22 protein-coding genes are annotated in these 18,939 nt (G+C 73.4%); 2 read left to right on the top strand and 20 right to left on the bottom strand.

Going from position 1 to position 18,939, the window contains the following annotated elements:
* Positions 1-369 precede the first annotated feature (369 nt).
* The 3 genes from HAV39_RS04110 to HAV39_RS04100 all read right to left on the bottom strand — a co-directional run bounded on the left by HAV39_RS04110 (position 370) and on the right by HAV39_RS04100 (position 2,408).
* Positions 370-1,212, bottom strand: coding sequence for an AbfB domain-containing protein (locus HAV39_RS04110; RefSeq protein ID WP_191837802.1), 843 nt, complete (start codon positions 1,210-1,212; stop codon positions 370-372).
* Positions 1,213-1,265: 53 nt separating this feature from the next.
* Positions 1,266-2,003, bottom strand: a complete 738-nt coding sequence (locus HAV39_RS04105; RefSeq protein WP_191837801.1) for a YidC/Oxa1 family membrane protein insertase — start codon at positions 2,001-2,003, stop codon at positions 1,266-1,268.
* Positions 2,004-2,105: 102 nt separating this feature from the next.
* On the bottom strand, positions 2,106-2,408 hold the full coding sequence (locus HAV39_RS04100; protein ID WP_239120351.1) for a DUF6412 domain-containing protein: 303 nt from the start codon (positions 2,406-2,408) through the stop codon (positions 2,106-2,108).
* A gap of 107 nt (positions 2,409-2,515) precedes the next feature.
* On the opposite strand from HAV39_RS04100, the gene HAV39_RS04095 reads away from it, so the two are divergent.
* Positions 2,516-3,463, top strand: coding sequence for an aldo/keto reductase (locus HAV39_RS04095; protein WP_191837800.1), 948 nt, complete (start codon positions 2,516-2,518; stop codon positions 3,461-3,463).
* Here the strand turns inward: HAV39_RS04095 and HAV39_RS04090 are convergent.
* From HAV39_RS04090 to HAV39_RS04010, 17 genes are all read right to left on the bottom strand, one after another.
* On the bottom strand, positions 3,417-4,205 hold the full coding sequence (locus HAV39_RS04090) for a putative protein N(5)-glutamine methyltransferase (protein ID WP_191837799.1): 789 nt from the start codon (positions 4,203-4,205) through the stop codon (positions 3,417-3,419). The two genes, HAV39_RS04095 and HAV39_RS04090, sit on opposite strands and share 47 nt — an antisense overlap.
* A gap of 27 nt (positions 4,206-4,232) precedes the next feature.
* On the bottom strand, positions 4,233-5,000 hold the full coding sequence (locus tag HAV39_RS04085) for an alpha/beta fold hydrolase (protein WP_191837798.1): 768 nt from the start codon (positions 4,998-5,000) through the stop codon (positions 4,233-4,235).
* Between the two features lie 101 nt (positions 5,001-5,101).
* Complete coding sequence (locus HAV39_RS04080) at positions 5,102-6,061, bottom strand: S41 family peptidase (protein WP_275413910.1); 960 nt, start codon at positions 6,059-6,061, stop codon at positions 5,102-5,104.
* 24 nt (positions 6,062-6,085) lie between these two features.
* Positions 6,086-6,418, bottom strand: a complete 333-nt coding sequence (locus HAV39_RS04075) for a CBM35 domain-containing protein (RefSeq protein ID WP_373311646.1) — start codon at positions 6,416-6,418, stop codon at positions 6,086-6,088.
* Positions 6,301-7,119 carry a hypothetical protein gene (locus HAV39_RS04070; protein WP_191837795.1) on the bottom strand — a complete coding sequence of 273 codons (819 nt, stop codon included), beginning with the start codon at positions 7,117-7,119 and terminating at the stop codon, positions 6,301-6,303. The genes HAV39_RS04075 and HAV39_RS04070 overlap by 118 nt, the downstream gene beginning before the upstream one ends.
* Positions 7,120-7,234: 115 nt before the next feature.
* Positions 7,235-9,367, bottom strand: a complete 2,133-nt coding sequence (locus HAV39_RS04065; protein ID WP_191837794.1) for a LysM peptidoglycan-binding domain-containing protein — start codon at positions 9,365-9,367, stop codon at positions 7,235-7,237.
* 41 nt (positions 9,368-9,408) lie between these two features.
* A complete protein-coding gene (locus HAV39_RS04060; RefSeq protein ID WP_191837793.1) occupies positions 9,409-9,819 on the bottom strand; it encodes a hypothetical protein in 411 nt (136 codons plus the stop codon).
* The gene (locus HAV39_RS04055; protein ID WP_239120353.1) at positions 9,816-10,253 is read right to left on the bottom strand and encodes a TadE family protein; all 438 of its coding nucleotides are present in this window, start codon (positions 10,251-10,253) and stop codon (positions 9,816-9,818) included. Before HAV39_RS04055 ends, HAV39_RS04060 begins: the two co-directional genes overlap by 4 nt.
* Positions 10,250-10,675, bottom strand: a complete 426-nt coding sequence (locus HAV39_RS04050) for a TadE/TadG family type IV pilus assembly protein (RefSeq protein ID WP_191837792.1) — start codon at positions 10,673-10,675, stop codon at positions 10,250-10,252. Before HAV39_RS04050 ends, HAV39_RS04055 begins: the two co-directional genes overlap by 4 nt.
* A complete protein-coding gene (locus HAV39_RS04045; protein ID WP_191837791.1) occupies positions 10,675-10,911 on the bottom strand; it encodes a hypothetical protein in 237 nt (78 codons plus the stop codon). Before HAV39_RS04045 ends, HAV39_RS04050 begins: the two co-directional genes overlap by 1 nt.
* 14 nt (positions 10,912-10,925) lie before the next feature.
* The gene (locus tag HAV39_RS04040; RefSeq protein WP_191837790.1) at positions 10,926-11,807 is read right to left on the bottom strand and encodes a type II secretion system F family protein; all 882 of its coding nucleotides are present in this window, start codon (positions 11,805-11,807) and stop codon (positions 10,926-10,928) included.
* Positions 11,804-12,709: a type II secretion system F family protein gene (locus HAV39_RS04035; RefSeq protein ID WP_191837789.1), complete on the bottom strand. Its 906-nt coding sequence runs from the start codon at positions 12,707-12,709 to the stop codon at positions 11,804-11,806. Before HAV39_RS04035 ends, HAV39_RS04040 begins: the two co-directional genes overlap by 4 nt.
* Positions 12,706-14,205: a TadA family conjugal transfer-associated ATPase gene (locus tag HAV39_RS04030; RefSeq protein WP_191837788.1), complete on the bottom strand. Its 1,500-nt coding sequence runs from the start codon at positions 14,203-14,205 to the stop codon at positions 12,706-12,708. The genes HAV39_RS04035 and HAV39_RS04030 overlap by 4 nt, the downstream gene beginning before the upstream one ends.
* Positions 14,202-14,999, bottom strand: a complete 798-nt coding sequence (locus HAV39_RS04025; protein WP_191837787.1) for a CpaE/TadZ family protein — start codon at positions 14,997-14,999, stop codon at positions 14,202-14,204. Before HAV39_RS04025 ends, HAV39_RS04030 begins: the two co-directional genes overlap by 4 nt.
* A 10-nt stretch (positions 15,000-15,009) precedes the next feature.
* Positions 15,010-15,675 (bottom strand): SAF domain-containing protein, encoded by a 666-nt coding sequence (locus tag HAV39_RS04020; protein ID WP_120318854.1) that lies wholly within the window; start codon positions 15,673-15,675, stop codon positions 15,010-15,012.
* A gap of 34 nt (positions 15,676-15,709) precedes the next feature.
* Complete coding sequence (locus HAV39_RS04015) at positions 15,710-16,678, bottom strand: hypothetical protein (protein WP_191837786.1); 969 nt, start codon at positions 16,676-16,678, stop codon at positions 15,710-15,712.
* Positions 16,672-17,265: a hypothetical protein gene (locus HAV39_RS04010; protein ID WP_191837785.1), complete on the bottom strand. Its 594-nt coding sequence runs from the start codon at positions 17,263-17,265 to the stop codon at positions 16,672-16,674. The genes HAV39_RS04015 and HAV39_RS04010 overlap by 7 nt, the downstream gene beginning before the upstream one ends.
* Before the next feature lie 427 nt (positions 17,266-17,692).
* On the opposite strand from HAV39_RS04010, the gene HAV39_RS04005 reads away from it, so the two are divergent.
* Positions 17,693-18,904 carry a cytochrome P450 gene (locus HAV39_RS04005; protein ID WP_191837784.1) on the top strand — a complete coding sequence of 404 codons (1,212 nt, stop codon included), beginning with the start codon at positions 17,693-17,695 and terminating at the stop codon, positions 18,902-18,904.
* Positions 18,905-18,939 lie beyond the last annotated feature (35 nt).

Genomic DNA, 18,939 nt, shown 5'->3' with positions numbered 1-18,939 from the left:
TGTCGTTCGTGCTGGTGGTGAGGGAGCGACGATCGGCCGCTCCCCCACCTCAGGGTCGTACGCCGTCAGCTCTGGATGACGACGCATCTCCCTGCCACACCGCTCAGCGAGCGCACTGGTTCCGACCGGCGGTGACCGGCCGTTACCCCAAACCGTTCGGGAACCCCCGACGGGGGTGCGAATCCACCCAGCGACACGGAGACGAAGTCACGTGCCGCTGGGGAGTCGCTCGGCGGTTCCCAGGTGGTCCACCCATGCCCTCAACGATCGCCGAGCGGCCCCTGTGGCGACAATCCGTAGAGCGCTACGTAGCCATACGCAAGTAACCGCGCCTACCTACGGATGGCCGCGGAACATGCAAATTGCAGGTCAGCCCCAGGGCGTGGTGACCGTGAAGGCGCTCTCGCGCTTGAAGCTGTCCCGGTCGCGCCACTGGTCGATCCACAGCTCGTCACCGCGCAGATGGATGAAGTAGCCGCGGTAGTTGTGGGACTCCAGGTAGACCGTGTTGGGCTGGGGACCCGGCCGGACGCAGAACGTCGCATCGGCCCGGAACAGCGCGGACCCGTCGTTCTTGTCGTGGCGGATGCGCCAGTCGTAATGGCGCAGGTAGCCGCCGTCGACGCCCACGAACGAGAAGCAGTTCGCGTCGGCCAGCCCCTTCGCCACCGTGAACGTGGCCGCCTGCCGCACCCCGCCGGGGCTGCTCAGCGTGACGGTGACCAGCGAGGCGAGGCCGCCGCTCTGCCGCACGAACCGGTCGGGCCGCTCGGCCGCCCGCAGCGACCGCTGGCTGCCGGCCACCAGCTCCGAAGCGGCCAGCGGCTGGCCCGGCGAGGCGGGCGCGGCCGACGGCGACGGAGGCGTCGACGGCGGCGTCGAGGGCCGTGCCGAAGGGCTGCGCGGCCACGACCGCGACGGCGCCTCCGCCGACGCGCTGACCTCGCCGAACCCGTCGACGAACCCGCGTGATCCCGCGGTGGCCAGCGCGGCCGGCGGCGACACCGGCTGGTCCGCGGGTCGGGCCAGCGCCCAGCCCGTCGCCGCGGTGGTGAGCACGGCCGTGACCGCCGCGACGATCACGACCGGCCGCCGGGACCGCCTCGCCTCGGGCTCCCGCTCCTGCGCCGCGAGCTCCTCGACGGTCGCCGGCAGGCTCAACCTGGGCATGATCGTGGTCGCGTCGTCCTCGTTGAGCCGATGCTTGGTCACGCCAGGACGCTACCCACGCCCCCCGATGATCGCGATCGGCTGTCCGACCGAAGTCACGCCACCGCACCGCCCGAGGCCGGCAGCCCGCTCGCGGCCCGGGCCGGGTAGCCGCGCCGCAGCAGCGCGTTCTCGGCAACCGTCCACGCGGTCGAGGTCGCCAGGTAGAGCACCGCTGCCAGCGGCAACACCACGGCACTGACCAAGATGGCGTACGGCAGCACCCGCGGCAGCGCCGCCAGCAGGCCCGTCGGCGGCGTCTCCTGCAGCGCCGCCAGCCGCACGGCCCGCTGTGACGATGCCCACGCCAGTGCGGTCAGCACCGCCACCACACCGCCGAACACGGCCAGATGCGGCAGCCACGCGGCCGCCGGGGCGAGCAGATGCGCGCTCAGCGGCACCCCGAACAGCGTGCTGTCGAGCAGCACGTTGGCCTGACCGGCCACGGTCGCGCTGGCGAACAGCTGGTAGAGCACGATGAAGACCGGCGCCTGGAGCAGCATCGGCGCGAACCCGGCCAGCGGCGACACACCCGCCTCGCGGTGCAGGTCCGTCATGGCCTGGGCGAGGGCGGCGGTGTCCTTGCCGTGCTTCTTGCGCAGGGCGGCCAGCTGCGGCGCGAGCGCGGCACGCGCCCGCTCCCCGCGCACGGCGGCCCGGGTCAGCGGGTGCACCAGCAGGCGGACCAGCATCGTCACCGCGACGACGGCCGCGGCCGTGCCGCCGACGGGCGCGAGCACGGTGGACAGGTGGATGACGGCGGTGTGGGCGGCATGGAACAGCGAATCGAACATGGAAGAAGAACCCCTCTGCGGGTACGGCTGCCCGGCCGGGACGTCGGTCGACCGGCGGGCATGGACTCGGACCGTGACGCCCGTGACCCGGGCAATGCCGGGTCAGCAGGGCAGAGGGGTGAATCCGGGTGCTCGGGGGCGGGGCCGTCCCGCCGCGTCGGGGTCACGCTGGCGCAGCACGCCGGTGCGCCGGGACAGCTCGCGCAGCGCGAGGTCGAGGGCGGCCCGGCCGGACGGGCCACGGCCGATGCCGTGCACGGCGGCCACGGCCAGGGCGGTGACGAGCAGCAGGGCCGCCGCACCGGCCAGCATGCCGGCGAGGCTCGGCTGATCCACCGCCGCGCCGGTGCACAGCACGGCCGCCCACAGGGTCAGGGCCCAGCGGGAGGCAGCGGTGATCGGCACGCGGCAACGGTACCCGCGCCGCGCAAGTGCCGAGCTCGCGATCACTCCGGACGGTCCGCGCCCATGGTGTTGACCTGGAGTGCGCTCCAGGTGCCACCATCGGCGCCATGACCGAGCTGAACCTCGCGCTGGGCGCCATGCACTTCGGCACCCGGCTGGACGACAAGGCATCGTTCGCACTGCTCGACGGGTTCGTCGACGGCGGTGGCACGATCATCGACACGGCCGACTGCTACTCGTTCTGGGCCGACCCGAGCGGGTACGGCGGCCAGAGCGAAGCGGTGATCGGGCGCTGGCTGGCCGCCCGGCCCGGCATACGCGACCGGATCACGCTGAGCACCAAGGTCGGCGCGGAGCCGACGATCCCCGGCGACTGGCCGGCGAGCAGGCAGGGCCTGTCCGCGGCCGCGATCGGCGAGGCCGTGCGGGGCAGCCTCAAGCGGCTGGGCACCGAGCACGTCGACGTGTACTGGGCGCACATGGAAGACCGGTCCGTGCCGCCGGCCGAGACCGTGGCCGCCCTCGGCCGGCTGGTCCACGACGGCCTCGTCGGGCGGCTGGGCGCGTCGAACCATCCGGTATGGCGTGTCGAGCGCGCGCGCCGCATCGCCGCCGTGAGCGCGACCGCCGGCTACACCGCGCTGCAGCTCCGCCACTCCTACGTCCACCCGCGCCCGTGGGCGACGGTGCCCGATCAGGGCCACCGCTTCGGCTGGGTCACCGACGAGGTCCTCGACTACGTCGCCACGGACCCCGAGCTGTCGCTCTGGGCGTACACGGCCCTGCTCAACGGCGGCTACACCCGCGACGACCGGCCCCTGCACGAGTCCTACGACCACCCCGGCACGTCCCGGCGGCTGGCCGCGCTCGCCGAAGTCGCCCGGGAGCTCGGCGTGTCCCGCAATGCGGTCGTGCTGTCCTGGCTCGTCGGCGGGCAACCCGCGATCACCCCGATCGTCGGCGTGAGCACCCCGGCACAGCTCGACGAGGCGCTGGCCGGAGCCCGGCTCACGCTGGACCCGCAGCTCCGCCGGCTCCTGGACGAGCCCCGATGACCACGACTGCGCCGCGTTCGTCGCATCGGGCCAGTTGCGGGGTCAGTCCCGCCGCGGTGAACACCGCGCAGGCCGTGTCCGCCTGCTCGTCGCTGGTCTCCAGCAGCAGGTGGCCCTGCTGGGCGAGCCAGTCCGCCGCACCGGACAGGACCCGGCGGGCGATGTCCAGGCCGTCGGGGCCGCCGTCCAGGGCGACCGCGGGCTCGTACAGGCGGGCCTCCGGCGGCATCAGCGCGATCGCGTCCGTCGGCACGTACGGCACGTTCACCACGAGCACGTCGACCCGGCCGCGCAGGGAGTCCGGCAGCGGCTCGTAGAGGTCGCCCTCGTAGACGTGGCCGCCGAGCGGTTCCAGGTTGCGCCGGGCGCAGGCCACCGCGGCGGGCTCGATGTCGGTGGCGTGGACCTCGATGCCGCCGTGCGCGGCGAGCACGGCCGCCGCCGCGCCCGACCCGCAGCACATGTCCAGCACCACGGCCCCCGGCCGCAGCAGCCGCGCGGCCTCCTCGACCAGCAGCTCGGTGCGCCGACGGGGCACGAACACGCCCGGGTCCACGGCGATGCGCCGCCCGCAGAACTCGGCGAACCCGACGATGTGCTCCAGCGGCAGCCCGGCGACCCGCCGCGCGACCATCGCGTCCAACTCGTCCGGACCGGCCGCCACCGAGATCAGCAGATCGGCCTCGTCCTCGGCGAACACGCAGCCCGCCGCCCGCAGCTTGATGATCACATCTGCCCGCACAGGCACCCTCCCCCGACCTGGGCCAGGCTACGCCAGGTGGCGCAACAGCTGCTCGGTCAGGTGGTCCGGGGTGCGCAGGGGCAGGTAGTGGTCGGCGTCCGGCACCGGTTCGCCGGTCGCGCCCGGCATCTCCACCAGCAGCCGACGCGCGATGACGGCGATCTCCGGGTGGTCGTGCTCGCCCCACAGCACCAGCGTCGGCACCGCGATCGTGGCGAGTCGCGGCAGCGCGTCCTCCGCCGGGAACAGGGCGTACGCCTCAGCACCGACGCGCCGCCGGGCGTTGTCGACGACCATGCGTTCGATCAGCGCGCCGCCCGGCGGCCCGTTGCCGAGCCCCGCCCAGATCTCCAGCTCCAAGGTCGCCAACAGGTCAGCGGCGCCGTCGCCCCGTGCCCGGTCGTACGCCGCCAGCTCGGGCGTTCGCGGCCAATCCCATCCCGACACCGACGTGCCGACGAGGGCCAGCGAGGCGACCCGGCCGGGCTCGGCCAGCGCGAAGTCGAGTGCGGTCTCACCGCCCATGCTCAGGCCGACCAGCGCCGCCCGGTCCACGCGCACGTGGTCCAGCACCGTCCTCAGGTCGTCTACGTCGAGGTACGGCCCTGTCGGCTGGTCGGAGCGGCCCAGCCCGCGGGCGTCATACCGAATGACGGTGTGCCGACCGGCCAGCTCCGGCACGACGCCGTCCCACAGCCGGGAGTCCATACCGGCCCCGTGGAGCAGTACCACCGGCTCTCCCGCGCCGGTGACCTCGAGCCACAGCCCACCGACCCGCTCCCCATGTCCAGTCACGCGACGCAGCATGCCATCTCTCCGGCGAACCCTCCCGCGATTCGCCGGCGACGATCATCACGACCCGAGCCCACCCTCACCTGCGCAGGGATGGAGCGAGGTCAGGCCAGGGCGGCGAGTGCGTCGCGGGCCTCGTCGCGGACCACCGGCGATGCCGAGGCGGCCAGGACGTGCTCCAGCGCCAGGCGGTATGCCACCGTGTGCGCCTGCTCCGCCGGGACGGCGATGTCCGGCGCGACGCCGGTGCCCTCCCAGTTGGTGCCGGTCACCGGGTTGATGGAGCGGGCGACCGGGACGGTGATCTCCAGGGTGGGGGTGATCGGGAAGCGGTCGGTGGGGTGTGCGCCGCCGCGGGTGGTCTCGCCGATCAGCGTGGCCCGGCCCTGCGTCTGCAGGTTGTACGAGAGCTCCTCCCCTGCGGAGAAGGTGAACCCGCTGGTCAGCACGTACACCGGACGGTCGAGGTAACGCTCGCCGGGCAGGTAGGCGATGCTCCAGTACTGGCGGAGCGAGCTGCCCGCGCCGGACTCGATGCTGTTGAGGTGGGTCTCGCCGTCGGGGAAGAAGTAGCTGGTCCAGAAGATCGCGCCGTCCGGTGAGCCGCCCCGGTTGTGGCGCAGGTCGATGATCAGCGCGTCGGTCTGCGAGACCAGCTCCATCGCCGCGGCGATCGCCCGGCCGCCCAGGCCCGCCGCGGTGACGCCGCGCAGGTCGAGGCAGCCGACGTTGCCGTCGAGGCGTTCCACCCGGGCGATGCCGTGGTTGGTGACCCGCAGGTGCTCCCGGGACACCGCGTCGGCCTCGGCGGGGTCGACGGTGGCGTGCAGGCGGGCGTCGCGGGTGCGTACGCGCAGATGTTTGTCGGCGCAGTGCTCGGCCAGCGTCAGGGTGAGCGCGTCGGCGAGCGCCGCCTCGTCCATGCCGTCGTACTCCCCCTCGGTCAGGCGGCGGCGCACGTCGGCCGCGGCCGGGACGGCGCGCTCGGGGAACACGTAGTTGGCGCACATGAGTTCCATGGCGCGTTCGACCAGAATCTTCGGCATGGCCGACACCGTAGCCAGCCTGGTCGCGGCTCGGCCAGCGGGTTACGGCCCCAGGACGACGCGATCGACGGCGGGCGCGGGGCCGGCCGGGTTGTCGAACGTGATCGTGTTGGCACCGCTGCGCAGGCTCACCCTGACCGCGCGGCTCGCGCAGCAGCCGTCCACCGCGTCGACGGCGACGGTGATCGCCGCCGTGCCCGCCACGGTGATCACCATTTGGTGGGCCCGAGGTCCCGCGAGCTGGGCATAGTGGACCGTCAGCGTGTACGTGCCGGCAGCGGGCACGGTGACACCGTTGAGCCGCAGCGCGCCGTCCCTCTTGCCGCTTCCGTCGCCGAGGTTGCGCACCACCGTGCCACCGGACGCGCCGGCCATGCTGACGCGGCCGCGGCCTGACCGAGCAGGGTGTTGCCGCGCGCCTCGGCCTCATAGGTGACGGGGCGCAGGCCCGCCGACGGGCTGGCGGAGCTGGTGGGCGAGGGTGACGGCGACGCTTTGGCGGACGGGGTCGCCACCGGGTCCGTCGTGAGACCGGTCGCCGCGGGCGCGCTGCGGGCGCCCTCACCGGCGGCGAACAGGCCGGGTTCGCCGGCGGTCGGAGCGCCGGAGGGCGACAGCCAGGCCACACCGGCGATGACGGCCAGCACGAGGGCGACAGCTCCGCCGAGGGTCGCGAGCACCAGCGGCCGCCGGTTCTTGCTGGTGGGCGCGATCCGGCGGCGGCCGGGCCGGGCTCCGCCGGTGTCACCGCCGCGGGCCGACGGCGGTGGGCCGGCCTTCGCGGCGTCGGACTCGGCCGACCCGTCGGCCCGTTCGGGTACGCCGGAAGGCGAGTCACCGCCGGTTACCGACGAGTCGTGACCTGACCTGCCACGCTCGGGACCTGCCCCACCCAGGTCACGTCCCGGCCCGGCCATGTCGTGGCCGCTCCGGGCGTCCGCAGGCGGCGGGCTCGGCCGGCCGCGCTCGGGCGACAGGTCCGGGTTCGCGGGTGGCGGCGTCCGCTCGCCTGGCGGGTCACCGGGGATCCAGCCGCCGACGCGCAGTCGCCGTCCGGCGCCGTCGTCCACCGACACGATCCCCCCTGAGCACGCATGATCTCGCAGCCGCAGCCGCGTTTGCCGGTGGAGACCTTAACCACCGGCCGACACCCCGGTCCACCGGGCGGCCAGGTTGTCGACAACCTCTCCGTCACCGCAGCCGATGGCGCGGCCCGCTGGCCGTCTGCACCGGCACCCGGGCCACCTGGGCCAGCCCCGCCACGTGCGCGGCCAGCCGGGCGCTGGTCAGCTCGCAGGCGGTGATGTCGGTGACGGCGAGCCAGGACATGTGCACGCCGCCGTCGGAGGAGATGCTCGCCGACCACCGGGTGCCGGTGGGGTGGGTGGCGATCACGGCGACGCCGACCCGGCCCAGGTCGGCCAGCAGCGCGTCCAGGTCGCGGAGCTGCTCGGTGTGCTCGCCCCACGGGTCGGCGACGAACAGCAGCTGGATGCCCCAGGCGTCGCCGGTGACGTTGTTGATGCGGGCGGTGGGCATGTCCGCGGTCTGCGAGTCGTGCAGCACGGCGGCGTTGGCCGCGGCCCGGCGGCCGATGCGCGCGATGGCGTCGCTGACCGACGAGCTGGTGCGCACCCGGTCGCTGAGTGCGCCGAGCGCGCGCATGTCGGCGCTGCTCAGCCCCGCGACGGTGACCGCGGCGCCGTCGGCCCAGGTCGCCGTGGCGGCCTCGGCAACCAGGTAGCGCAGCAGGTCGTCGCAGCGCTGCGGGTCGCCGAGCAGCGTCAGCAGGCCGGTGCGCTCGCCGTCGACGAACAGCTCGCCGCCCTGCGGCCAGGTGCCGATCTTCAGCAGGCCGGGCAGCAGCGACGGCGTGTCGACGCGGTCGGGCAGCCAGGACGAGGCGGACAGCGACCAGGTGTTGGGCCACTGCACGTCGAACGGTTCCGGCGCGTCCGCGCACGGGGCGGCGAGGATGATCGCGAGGTCGCCGCCGTGCTCCCAGGCCGCGGCGATGTCCGGCATCTCCCACTGGGCCCGGCCGCGCAACCCCGCGGTGAGCTGGCGCAGCCCGGCGTCGAGGCGCTCGGCGGCGAGGTGCCGTGGCGGCATCTCCCGCGACCGGTAGCCCAGCGGGCTGCGCACGCCGCCGACGCCGCGGCGGCGGCCGACGCGCATCCGGTGCAGGCGGCGGATCCGGCGGCGCACCACGACGTGCCCGGCGAGCACCCCGGCCAGCGCGAGCCCGGCACCGGCGGCGAGCACCCTGGTGCGGCCGGTGCCGGGGTCGGTCTCGTCCACCGGGGTGACGTGCGGCCGGGTGGCCGGGGCGGGCACCGCGGACGCGGCCGGGGCCGCGGGCGACGGCGTCGCCGCGGGTGTGGTGGCGGTGGACGGCGCGGGTGACGCCGGGGGCGGGCTCGCCGGGGTGGACGGCGCGACCGGTGCCGGGGTGGCGGGCGGCGGCGGGGTCGCGGGCTGCTGCGGGGCGGGTGTCTCGACGGCGGGCAGCAGCACTCGGCCGGTCGCGTGGCGGATCGCGCCGCGGTCGTGCGCGTCGGCGGGCAGCACGATCCGCCAGCCCGGCTCGATATGGTTCGGGTTGCGGATCAGCTGCGGGTTCAGCGCCGCGAGCTGCTGGTAGCGGTCGAAGTCGCCGGTGAAGCGCTGCGCGATGCAGCCGAGGTAGTCGCCCTTCTTCACCACGTACACGGGGCGCTCGACGCGCTGGCGGGGCGGCGGGGCCTGGTGCCGCACCATCGACGCGGCCGCGGGTGCGGCGGCGACCGGTGCGGCCTGGGCCGGGGCGGCGTACGCCAGGGCGGGTGCGGGGCGGGGCAGCGCCTGCGCGGCCATGGGCGTCCCGGCGTACGGCGCGGCGACGGTGGCCGTCACCCGGGCGGCACTGGGCACGGGCAGGGCGGGCAGCGCCGCGGTCGCCACGCTCGCGCCGGCGAACACCGCGATGAGCGCGCCCACCAGCACTGCCGCGACCCGCTGCTGCAGGCCGAGGCCGGGCAGCCGGGTCGCGCGGCGGCCGGTGATCCGCGCCCCGAGTTCCACCAGGATGCTGAGCGTGAAGGTCGCCCAGGCGATCCAGCCGGCCAGCGTGAGCACCCGCAGGAACAGGTCGCCGTTGTCGGTGGAGGTCAGCAGGGTGGTGATCTCGTCGAGCGAGGGCAGGTGCCGGGGCAGCGGGTTGCCCGCGAACTCCACCAGCAGCACGGGCACGCCCGCGACGATCGCCACGATCCCGGACAGCGCTGCCAGGCCGGCGAGCAGGCGCAGCGTCCAGTGGGGCCGGTTACGCCGGACTGGTGCCATGATTGCGCCCTTTCGTGTGGCTGCTCGACCGGCGAGCAGGTCTATCCGATGAGGAGTGTCGCGGTGGCTTCGCCGGTGGCGGTCCAGGTCGCCCCGCCGAGGAAGGCCAGGCCGGAGGGGTTCTGGTAGGTGATCCTGGCGATCACCGTGACCGAGGCGCCGTCATCGGCGACGTTGACGTCGCCCGTGGCGCCGACGCTGTTCAGGTAGGCCAGCGCGGCGGCTCTCGCCAGCGCCTGGTCGATGACCCTGCCGTCGCCCTGGATGGCCTGGGCCGGGTTGATGGCCTGTCCGGCGCTGCGGGCGGCCTCGGCGGCGACGTTGTCGGCGCGCTGGTAGGCGCGCAGCCGCCCGCCGCCGACGACGACCATCCCGAACATGGCGACCCAGGCCATCGCCATGATCGCCACGAACACGGTCGCCTTGCCCGCGTCACCGCGCCACCTGGTCATCCGCGGCTCCGGTAGGTGTCGAGCGGGCTGGTGAACGTCGACTCGATCCGGAAGCTGCCCGGCACGCCCGGCATCGAGATGTCCTCGAATCGGACCTCGCAGACGACCAGCACGGTGACCGTGGCGGCCACGCCCACCGGCTCCTGGAAACCGGTGGGATCGACGAGCCGCGCGTACAGCGGGTCGCAGGTCAGACCCGCGGCCTGGTAGGCGTTGAGCGCGGCGGTGCGCGCCTCGGTGCGGGCGGCGGCCTCGGTGCGGGCCAGGCTCGCGGTGCGCGCAGCGTCGTAGGCGGCCGCCTCGCCCGCCTGGCGGGCCAGGCTGTACCGGCCGGCGACGATGACGGCGGCGAAGAACAGCAGCACCGAGGGCACGAGGATGGCCAGCTCGATGGCGGCCGAGCCGCGGTCCCCGCGCCGCATCGCCGTCCTCACGGCACCCACCTCTCCACCGGTCCGTGCGCCTGCTGCGAGATCTCGAACGGGTTCAGGAACGGGATCAGGCTGACGGCCCGCCCGGTGACGACCACGGTGACCTCGGTGTTGGCCGCGTTGCGGGCCACGGTGACGGTGGGGCTCTGCAGACCCGGCCCGATCACGCCGAGGAAGTCGTCGGCGTTGGCCCTCGCCGTGGCGTCGGTGCTGCCCTGCTGGCGTCCGGCGTTGGCGCCCTGGGTCGCCGCGGCGAGCGCGATCGAGCGGGCGTAGAAGACCAGGGCCGTCTGCAGGACCATCATGGACACCAGCAGCAGTGGCGCGGCGATGATGGCGAACTCGACGGCGCCGCCGCCGCGATCCGGGCACGCCCGTGACCGGCTCCGTCGCCGGAGCCGGTCACGGATGAGGTGCCGGATCACTAGTTGCCGCCTCCGCCGCCTCCGCCGCCGACCGGGGCATCCGGAGCCTCCGTCGGGACCTGGTCTACCCAGTCAACGGCGATCTCCCACACCGCGAAGGCGATGGCGGCCGCGGCGAGTCCCATGATGGCGACCAGCACGATGTGCGGCACCGGCCCCTCGCCCCGGTCGCGGACGGCCGGCGACAGCAGGGTGCGCAAGCGAACCTCGATCGCCGCGCATAACGTGGTGAACATGGCGCTCCTACTCCTCATCGTTGGTTGAACAGACTCACCATCAGCGGATATCCGACCAGGACCAGCAAGATCATGATCATCATCGTGGACGGGATGTCGAGTTTGGACGTGCGCGTCTTGGCCACTTCCAAGGCACGCACCCGGATCTGGTCGCGCAGCGACGCCGCCTGGGCGCGCAGCGTCTGGTACACCTGAGCGCCGTCGTTGCCGGCGCTGCGCATGATGTCAGCGAAGCTGGTCAGCTCGACCACGCCGATGGTCGTGGCGAGACCTTTCAGTTCGTCCCAGGGCGCGCGCATCTGCAGCTGCGCGCTGAGCAGGGCGGTCCGCAGCCGCACGTACGGCCAGCCGTCGCAGATGCGCGCCGAGCGCTCCATCGCCTCGACCGCGCCGTGCCCGGAGCGCACCTGGTGCGCGGTCAGCGTCGCGTAGGTGCACAGGGCCCGGACGAACTCGGCCCGCGCGGACTTCGCCTTGGCCAGCATGTCGTAGTGCGCGAGCGCGCTCGTGCCCAGTGCCAGCACCAGGGTCAGCGCCACCGGCACCACCACCGGCAGTGAGCGGCCCGTCGCGACCAGCACCACCGTCACCACCACCGGCAGCGCGAGGCCGAGCAGGCCCGACACCACCACGCTGGTCACGTGCCGCTCCGGTGTCTTGTCGAGGATCGCCAGGTCGGCCATGGGCAGCCGCAGCCTCGACAGCCAGTCGCCGGTGACCACGGGCAGGTCGGCCGGCGGAGCGTAGTGCGGGTCCACGCCCGGATGCAGCCGCCGCAGCGCCGGTCCGAGCGCGGGCGTGGCCGGCACGAACTGCTTGATCAGCAGATACACCCCGAACCCGGCGACCGCGCCGCCGGTGATGCCCAGCGCGAACCACAGGTTCCCACCGATCATGAGGTCACCTCCGCCGGAGGCGTGGCGCCGGCGTCCGAGCGCAGCAGCCGTGGCAGGCGCTCCGGCAGCGACAGGCCGCGGATCCACATCATCAGCGCCACGTACATGACCGCGAGCAGGGCGAGGATCAGCTGGCCCAGGCCGGTGCGGTACGGCGCGGCGTAGCCGGGGTTCAGCGCGCCGAACAGCACCATGACCACGGTCACCCCGGTCAGGAAGCGCACCGTGAACCGGGCCGACGAGCGTTCGCTGTCCACCGTGGCCCGGGCCACGATCTCCTCGCCCAGCCCGCTGGCGATGTCCAGCAGGGCCAGGTGCAGGCCCTCGCCGCCGTCCGCCGACTGCAGGATGAGCGGGGCCACCACCTCGTCGCAGCTGGGGTCGTCGAGTTCGTCGGCGAAGGCGCGCAGCGCGGTGGCCAGGTCGGTGCCCGCCTGCAGGCGCGCGGCCAGCGTGCGCACCTCGGTCGCGAGCAGCGGCGGGGCGGTGCGGGCCGTGGCCACGATGGCGGCCTGCAGACCGATGCCGTTGCGCACGTAGTCGCTGACCCGCCGGGTCCACGCCTCCAGCGCGGCCAGCCGGGTCAGCGCCTTCTTCTCGGCGGTGGCCGCGGAGAACAGCCACGGCACCCCCGGCACCGCCAGCGCGACGATGATCCCGCCCACCGGCCAACCGGTGAGCAGCCAGGCTGCCGCCCCGGCGCAGACCGCGAAGATCAGCACACCCTGGTGCGTACGGCGCTGGACGGCCGTGCGTCCCGGCCCGCGCCAGAACCCGCGCAGCCACAGCCGGGTCGGCGAGGCGGGGCCTGGTGGGCGGCGTGTGCCGATCATGAAGAGCACCGCCAGCACGACGCCGGTGCCGGCCGTGAGCACGGACAGCGCCGCGAGGATCTGGATCATTGCCGCACCCGCTTGACGTGCATCTCCCTGGTCCAGGAGCCCCGGTTGTGCGGCCCCGCCTCGATGTAGGGCACCAGCTCGCGCGGGTCGTAGCCGACGTCCATCAGGTCGTCCCGGATGCGCTCCGGCAGGTGCCGCGGCACCGCCCGGCCGTCCGGCCCCGGCCCGAACACCGTCGTGGTGACCACGCGGTCCTCCCGCATGCCGCCGACCTCGATGACGTGTGAGACGAAGCGGTGCTCGCCGCCGCCGATGGCGCGCTCGTCGACCACCGCCGTGTACACGATCAGGTCGATGCCCTGCGCGGCCATGCGCAGCGCCTGCTCCGCGCCGATGTCGTTGCCGTACGAGCAGGCCAGCTGGACGATCGAGTCCATCACCTCGCGGGCCTGCCGGGCGTGGATGGTGCACATCGCACCGCGGCTGACCGTCATCGCGCGCAGCATCGGCACGATCTCACGGCCGCGCGTCTCACCGACGATCACCCGCCGCACGCCGAGCCGCTGGGTGATCGGCATCATGTCGTGCAGCGTCTTCTCGCCGCGGCGCTTGCCGTTGTTGTCGTACTCGCCGTGGCCCTGCAGGGCTTCGAGGCTGATCACCCAGTTCTCGTCCGACGGGTACAGGGACTCGTGCAGGCCCAGCTCCCGCGACTCCTCCAGGGTGATGTAGGGCTCCCCCGGCGGGATGGTGCGGCCGAGCGCGCGCAGCAGGGTGGTCTTCCCGGACGCGGCCAGCCCAGCGATCATGATGTTGGCGCCGGACTCCAGCGCCTTGATCAGGAACCGGTACAGCAGCAGGTCGATCATGCCCCAGCGGTCGCGCAGCTCCTCCAGCGTCGCCGAGAACAGGCTGTGCTTGCGGATGTAGACGATCGGCCGCGGCGACACCTTGTACAGCACCGTCATCCGGGAGCCGTCGGGCAGCTGCATGTCGAGCTCGGGATTGGACTCCGACAGCTGGCGCTCGGTGGCCGCCACCCGCATCGCCAGCACCTGCAGCATGCCGATGAGCTCGTCGTCGGTGTCGGCGACCGGCTCTCCCCGGCTGCGGCTGCCGTCGGCGTGGTGCAGCAGCACCTGGTCGCAGCCGATGATGTGCACGTTGGTGATCTTCGGGTCGTCCAGCAGGCGCTGCAGCCGCCCGGCCCCGAACATGCCGGCCACCACCGCGTCGAGCAGCGCTTGCTCGTACGCCGGGCTCACCGGCTGGCCGGCGTGCGCCATCGCCACCGCGTAGTCCGCGATCACCTCGCGGCCGATCCGCGCCGCCGTCTCCCGCCGGTAGACCGCGGTGACGTTGGCCGAGTCGGCGAGCAGCCGGGTGAGCGTCTCGGTGACCCGGCCCTGCAGCTGGCGCACCACCGCGTAGTCCACCGGCGTCGCGGGCGCGGCAAACGCGCCCGGAGGCTGCGCGGGGTGCACCCGGGCATGGCCGTTGACCCGGGGCACGGCCGTCGCCTCCGGCGGGATCGGGATGAAGCGCGGGGCCGTCACGGCAGCACCGGCGTCAGCGGCTCGGTGTCGCGCCGGGACAGCGCGCTGTCCATGCGCCGGGCGGCGATCATCGCGGTGATGCTCTCGTACGCCGCGGCGGACCTGCGCATCAGCGGGGCCCGGCGGCGGCCCCGGCCGTCACCGCACAGCGCGCCCGCGGTCGAGGTGTCCCAGGGCAGCGACGCCACCACGGGCACGCCCAGGTGCCGGGAGACCTCCCGCCCCCCGATCCCGCCTCCGATGAGCAGCAGGCCGAGGCTGTTCTCCACGAAACCGGCCGGCAGCTGGCGGCGCATCGCGGTGACCGCCGACATGGCCGGCGACACCGTGCGCAGCGAGTGCGGCCGCAGCGCCAGCAGCACCAGGTCGGCCTTGGCCAGCAGCGCCCACGGCGGGTGCGCGGCGGACAGCCGCCCGCAGTCGGCGATCACCACCTGCGCCGCCATCCGGGCGAAGAACTCGCCGAGGCTGGTCCAGGCCAGGTCCAGGGTGGCGCTCTGGGCGGGCTCGGTGAGGCCGGGCAGCGCCATCCGCTGCTGGCGCGGCGCGTCCAGGTCGATGAGGTTGCCGGCGAGCTCGGCCTCGGCCGTGCCGCGCAGCGCCGCCGAGGCCAGCGGCAGCACGCCGCGGTTCGCGGGCAGCTCGTAGCGGGCCAGGTAGCCGGCCAGCAGGTCGCCGCCGGCCGGGTCGCACTCAGCCAGCATCACCGGCGACGGCCAGGTCAGCGTGAACGCCAGCGCGGCGGTGGAGGCCCCCGGGGAGCCCTTGGCGGAGACGATCGCGATCAGGGTCATCGGCGGCCGCTCACGATCCGTCGAGGACGAGCACGATGCGGTCGCCGGCGGCGAGCGCCGCCACCGTGGGCGCGTCCACCGTGGCCACCTCCACGTTGATCACCCACTGGCCGGACCTGCTGCCGGCGGCCAGCTGGACGATCGTGGCGGTGATGGTGCGCGGCGGGACCAGGTCCGGGCCGTCCGTGTTGCTGCGCACGGGCACGACAACGAGCAGCACCTTCGCCCCGACGGCCAGCCGGGAGGCCGAGGGCATCTTGTCCTCGCCGAGCGCGATGCCGATCAGCTGGTGGCCGGGCGCGGGCACGGGCGTCTCGGTGACCTGGTCCAGGGTCAGCAGCGTGCCCGGGACCAGCGCCATGACGGCGCGCTTGCCGATCACCTGCGCCGCGTTCGCGGCGGGGATCGGGCGCAGGCCGACTGCCTGGTTGACCCGGACCACGACGAGGTCGTCGCGGCTGATCTGCGCGCCCTTGCCGACCGGCCGGGCCATCGCCAGGTAGTCGTGCGTGCCGCCGATGCGCTGCGCGACGTACGCCGCGGTCAGCGCACCGACGATGATCAGGAGCACGGCGAGCGCGCCCTGTGCCACCGACCGCCGTCGGGGAGCGGTGCGGGGCACCGGGATCGGCGCCGCGGGCAGCGCCCGCGCCGGTGCACTCGTGTTGACGCTCATACCGCCTTGCCTCGTTTCTCGACGCTCCGGCCGGTCAGCTGACGGCCGGTGAGTTCACTACCTGCATCTCGTCGATCCGGACCTCGGTGCTGGACGACCGCTCGATGTCGATCACGCCGGACTCGCCGCCGCCGGACCACACCACGTGCCAGGTCGTGACGCCCTCGATGTCGTAGGTGCCGTCCGCCTGGCCGCGGGAAGGCGCGGTGTACCGGTGTCCGCAGTCCGGTGACGGCGCGTTGCCCGCCGCGGCCGTGTACGGCGTGCCGACGAAGTAGTGGGGCGCCGTCCCGACCTGGCGCGAGCAGGGGACCGGGGTCGTGCCGTCGCCCATGTTCCAGCGGATCACCACGGCCGTGGCGGTGGCCGTGACCGTCAGCCCCGGCACGGACGCCGATCGGGTGACCGAGCCCCAGGTGCTGCCGGTCACCGGGGTCCACATCCAGACCGGCAGGCCGACCAGGCCCGCGCCGTTGGGGCGGGGAGCCATGTGGATGTCCGGCCCGGCGATGGGCATGAGCCTGATCGCCCGCACGGCCAGCGCCATCGGCGAGGGCATCGCCCCGTAGCCCGGCGGCGGGTCGGTCAGGTACTCGTCGGTCCCCTGCTGCCAGCCGGCCGACAGGCCGCCCCAGCACCAGACCGCGTACATGAAGCCGTCGTCCGGGTCGTTGCCGCCCCAGAGCGGGTCGTCGTCCGTCAGCTCCAGGCGGCTGTAGTAGCAGCTGTCGGTGTGGTTGAACCAGCCCATGCTCAGGTCGTGGCAGGGGATGGGGCCGAGGTCCTCGTGCTCGCAGTCGATGCCGTCGCCACCGCCGCCTCCCCCGCCGCCGCCACCACCGCCTCCCCCGCCGCCACCGGTGACGATGAGGACGCAGGGACCGTTGTTGGGCGGGCAGTAGATGTAGTCGGCGTATGCCGGGCTCTGCGTCACGACCAGGGTCAGCGCCAGCGTGAGCACGGTCGTGGCGAGCGCGGCCAGCCCGCGGGACCGGGTCAGCACGACGACGCCCGGTCGGTGTGCGAGTCCACCCAGCGCCAGAGGCTGTCCGGGTAGAGCCCGGCGCGCAGGGTCACCGGGTAGCGCTTGTTCTGCCCGGGTGCCGCGACGGACTTGCGGGTCTTCTTGTTGACGGTGTCCGTGCCGGCGTCGTCCACGCAGGCCTCCACGACGATCGAGGTGGCGCTGACCGAGACGACCCGGCGCAGCGTGACGGTGGGTTTTCCGATGCGCACCAGCCCCTGCTCGGACAGCAGGCCGAGGTCGCGCTCCAGCTGGGCCATGTAGCGGCCGCCCGCGTACTTGTAAAGGGGGCGCCGGGTGGGGTCCTTGGTCCAGTCGTACTTGCCGGTCTGGCCGGCCGCGAGGTAGATGCCGTTCAACTGCTGGAAGGCCGTCCACGCGGCGTCGACCGTGCGCTGCTGGTCGTCGCTGAGCGCCGGGCCGGGCGACTGCCGCACGGCGGCGGTCGTCGGCAGCGCCAGGGGCTCCGGCACCTCGGCCGAGCACCCGGCGAGCACCGGAAAAGAGGCAGCGGCCAGCAGGGCCGCGGCAGCGACCGACCGTCCTCTTCGGCTGTACGGAATCATGCGCCCCCCTCGTCCCCGACGAGCCTCGCTGAGTCCTTCACCTGCCAGAAGTTGTTGCCGTGTAAGCGGATCCCCCCGCATCAGACGGCCGATCGTACGATGAACTCCGCCGATATAACAAGGGGTGAGGAATAGCCACACGGACAGTGTTTGCCATCGGATCTTCCATTTACGACTCACGATCATTCCGTTCTGGAGCCTACGGCCGGTGCGGGCAATCTCCCTGACAGCAGGCAGCTATCCATCGATCGCGACAAATGGTGAGCCGAGCGCCCCGAGTCATGAATGCGACGGCAGAGGGCGAGTCGCGCACCGGTCTGCCGACGGCGGAAACCATGATCAGACATGACCAACCGGCACGGTTCGCCGATTCCGGCAAAACGCCTTTGATCCCCCGCTAAGATGACAAAGTTATCGACGGGGAGTGATGGCTGTGGTGACGGTCGACAAGAGCACGGGCTTCGCCGCGGTGCCCGCGCAGCTGGACGAGGTGCTGGGCTGGTTCGCCCGGATGCGGGAGGGCGACCCGGTCAGCTGGGACGAGCGCTACGGGGCCTACCACGTCTTCCGGTACGCCGACATCGAGAAGGTGCTCTCCGATCCGGCGACCTTCTCCTCCGACCTGACCGGGCTGGTCCCGCCGCAGGAGGAGATCGAGCTGTTCAGCCGCGGCAACTTCGTGCGCATGGACCCGCCCCGGCACACCAAGATGCGCCGCATCGTGAGCAAGGCGTTCACCCCGCGGGTCGTCGCCGGGCTGGCCCCGCGCATCGAGGCGATCACGAACGAGCTGCTCGACCAGGTGGCCGGGCGCGAAAGCGTCGACCTGGTGCAGGCACTGGCCTATCCGCTGCCGGTGACCGTGATCGCCGAACTCATCGGGGTGCCCGGCAGCGACCGCGACACCTTCCGGCGCTGGGCCGACGAGCTGCTCAACGCGCAGGTGCCGGACACCGTGATCCCCGACGAGAAGACGATGCAGCAGGCCGGCGCCCGGCTGCGCGGCATGATCGACTACCTGCTGGCGCACATCCGGCACCGGCGCGCCAACCCCGCCGACGACCTCACCAACGCCCTGATCGAAGCCGAGGTCGACGGCGAACGCCTGACCGACGAGGAGATCGTCGGCTTCCTCGGCGTACTGCTGATCGCCGGGCACATCACCACCACGACGCTGCTCACCAACACCGTGCTGTCCCTGGACGCGAACCCCGGCGCCGCCGCCGCGCTGCGCGCCGACCCGCAACGCATCCCGGCCGCGCTGGAGGAGGTGCTGCGCCACCGCTCGCCGTTCCCACGGCTGGCCCGGCTCACCACCGCCGACGCCACGGTCGGCGACCGCCGGGTGCCCGCGGGCAAGGTGCTGATGCTGTGGGTGGCCTCGGCCAACCGGGACGCCGCACAGTTCGTCGAGCCGGACACCTTCGACATCACGCGTACGCCGAACCCGCACCTGAGCTTCGGCCACGGCATCCACTTCTGCATCGGCGCACCGCTGGCCCGGCTGGAGGGCCGGATCGCCATGGAGGTCCTGCTGCGGCGCTGCGGCGACCTGTCCGTCGACGACGGCGTGCGGCTCTACGACCCGCGCATGATGACCGGCGCCCGGGTGCTGCCCGTACGCGTGCGCTGGTCCTGACCTGGTCCCTCGATCATCCGACTTGCCAGGCAGGT

Origin of the sequence: Catellatospora chokoriensis, assembly GCF_011297315.1 — a bacterium.
GTDB classification, from domain to species: domain Bacteria; phylum Actinomycetota; class Actinomycetes; order Mycobacteriales; family Micromonosporaceae; genus Catellatospora; species Catellatospora citrea.
The sequence above is the reverse complement of the archived record's forward strand: the minus strand, read 5'-3'. Positions and strand labels throughout refer to the sequence as shown.